Here is a 1996-nt window from a genome sequence, read left to right as displayed (position 1 = left end):
ACCCGGGGTGGCCGACTCGGGGTCCCCCCCCCCGTCGGTCGGGGGCGCGCGCCCGCCCCCGGGCGCCGGGTCGCGGCCCGCGGGGGTCCGCGTCGACCAGGGCGTCGTCCTGGCCGACGAGGTAGACGATCCGGCCGCTGATCCCGGGGGTCAGGTCGAGTGTGGGCGTGGGCCGGCTCATCGGGATGTCGGTGGTCGGCAGCCAGCCGGCGTAAAGGACCGCGGTGCGGCTGACCGGCAGCCGGCAGGCCGCCAGGTAGGCCAGATGGCCGCCGGCGCTGAATCCGATCACCGCCGTCCGCTGGATGCCCGGTTGTGCGCCCAGCCAGTTCAGGCAGGCCGCCACGTCGGCCAGGGCCTCCTCCCGGTGCAGTTGGTGCAGCAGGGCGAACCCCTCCTCGCGCCCGGCGTCGGTGCGCTCGAGCCAGCGGCCGGGGTCGGCGTGCCGGTGGTAGAACTCCGGTGCGAGGGTCAGGTAGCCGGCTTCCGCCAGGTCGTCGGCCACACCGCGGATGTCCGGATTCACCGCGAACAGCTCGTGCGCCACCACCACCGCGACCGGGGCAACGCGGCCGGCCGGCCGGGCCAGGTAGGCATGCATGCCGGTGCCGTCGGCCACGGGCACCGTGATGGTTTCCGAAGTGATCGTCATGAAGCTCAGCATGGTTGACGCCGGAGGTGGTAACCAGCGCACCTCTTTACTGGTAATGGCATGACTAGGCTGGCGGCATGTCGGCAACCGGAGATTCGCGCGCACTGGGACAGCTACTCCGATCGCGGCGTGAGCGCCTGCGCCCCGGAGATGTCGGCCTGCCTGCCGGAGGCCGCCGGCGTACGGCGGGGCTGCGCCGCGAGGAGGTCGCGCTGCTGGCCAATGTGTCCGTCACCTACTACACGTTCCTGGAGCAGGGGCGTCCGGTGCGGCCCTCGGACCAGGTGCTGGAGGCGCTGGCCGACGCGCTGCGGATGTCCCGTGCCGAACGGCAGTATCTGCGGGTGCTGGCCCGCGGCCGGGAGGACCCGGCCGACACCGGCGCCGGCGCGGCGCCGGCCGAGTGGGTCGAGCCCGGGGGTGGTCGCCGTGGTCCGGCGGCTCGAGCCATCGCCCACGTTCGTCAAGGGCCGCCGCTGGGATGTGCTGGCCTCGAACCCCGCCGCCCGCGAGTTGTTCACCGACTGGGACGGGCTGCCCGCGGACGAGCGCAACCTCGTGCGCTGGATGTTCACCGCGCCGCGTGCCCGCGAGGTGTACCTCGAATGGGAGCCGGAGGCCCGTGCCATGCTCGGCCGCTTCCGGCTCGCCGCGGCCAGACATCCGGAGGATCCCCGCTTCGAGGCGTTGATCGAGCAGCTGAAGCGGGACAGCGAGGAGGTCCGCCAGTGGTGGCCCCGGCACGACGTCATGACGGTGGGCAGCGGATCGAAGAAGCTGCGCCATCCGAGGCGCGGACCGCTGGAGTACACCCACGTCGTGCTTCGGATCGCCGACAATCCCGACCAGACCCTGGTCACGTACTCCCCGACAGATTCCGACCCGGACCCTGACCCGCGCGGCGGCGGTGGGCAGTAGGGACCGCTGCGCACAGTCTCGGTGGAGCGGCCAGGGCGCCGCCGTTCGGGTCACCCCGAGCGGCCCTTCCGGTGATGGGCAGGTGCCAGGTGGCCGGGCGGGCCTTCGTAGGTGGTACGACGTCCCAGCAAGGACGAACGCGAGACCTGCGAGGGGATCGGCCATGTATGCAGCGGTTCGGCGATACCAAGGGGTGACCGATCCGGCCGAGGCGGGACGCCTCGTGAACGAGGGATTCGTGCCGCTCATGCGCGAGATCCCGGGCTTCGTGGCGTACTACTGGGTGGACGCCGGGGACGGAGTCATGGTCTCGACCAGCGTCTTCCAGAACCAGGCGGGCGTAGAGGAGTCGGTCTCGAGAGCGGCGGAATTCGTACGGGACCATCTGGCGTCGTTGCTCCCCAACCCTCCCCAGGTCATGGGCGG

General features: G+C 71.9%; 3 protein-coding genes and 1 pseudogene. 3 read left to right on the top strand and 1 reads right to left on the bottom strand.

The window, feature by feature from the left end:
• Positions 1 to 652, bottom strand: a 652-nt coding sequence (locus ACFW2E_RS45930) for a dienelactone hydrolase family protein (protein ID WP_384477886.1), incomplete at its 3' end; no start/stop codon positions are given.
• A gap of 77 nt (positions 653 to 729) precedes the next feature.
• Here ACFW2E_RS45930 and ACFW2E_RS45925 point away from each other — a divergent pair.
• The 3 genes and pseudogenes from ACFW2E_RS45925 to ACFW2E_RS45915 all read left to right on the top strand — a co-directional run.
• Positions 730 to 933 (top strand): annotated as a pseudogene (locus ACFW2E_RS45925) (helix-turn-helix domain-containing protein); the annotation flags it as partial.
• A 148-nt stretch (positions 934 to 1081) separates the two neighbouring features.
• Complete coding sequence (locus tag ACFW2E_RS45920; protein WP_384477883.1) at positions 1082 to 1570, top strand: hypothetical protein; 489 nt, start codon at positions 1082 to 1084, stop codon at positions 1568 to 1570.
• 223 nt (positions 1571 to 1793) lie between these two features.
• Positions 1794 to 1996 (top strand): hypothetical protein (locus ACFW2E_RS45915; RefSeq protein ID WP_384477880.1); only part of this gene is annotated, 203 nt, incomplete at its 3' end.

The sequence above is a fragment of the Streptomyces sp. NPDC058964 genome, assembly GCF_042741275.1.
Lineage (GTDB): Bacteria > Actinomycetota > Actinomycetes > Streptomycetales > Streptomycetaceae > Streptomyces.
This window is presented reverse-complemented; position numbering and strand designations above follow the sequence as displayed.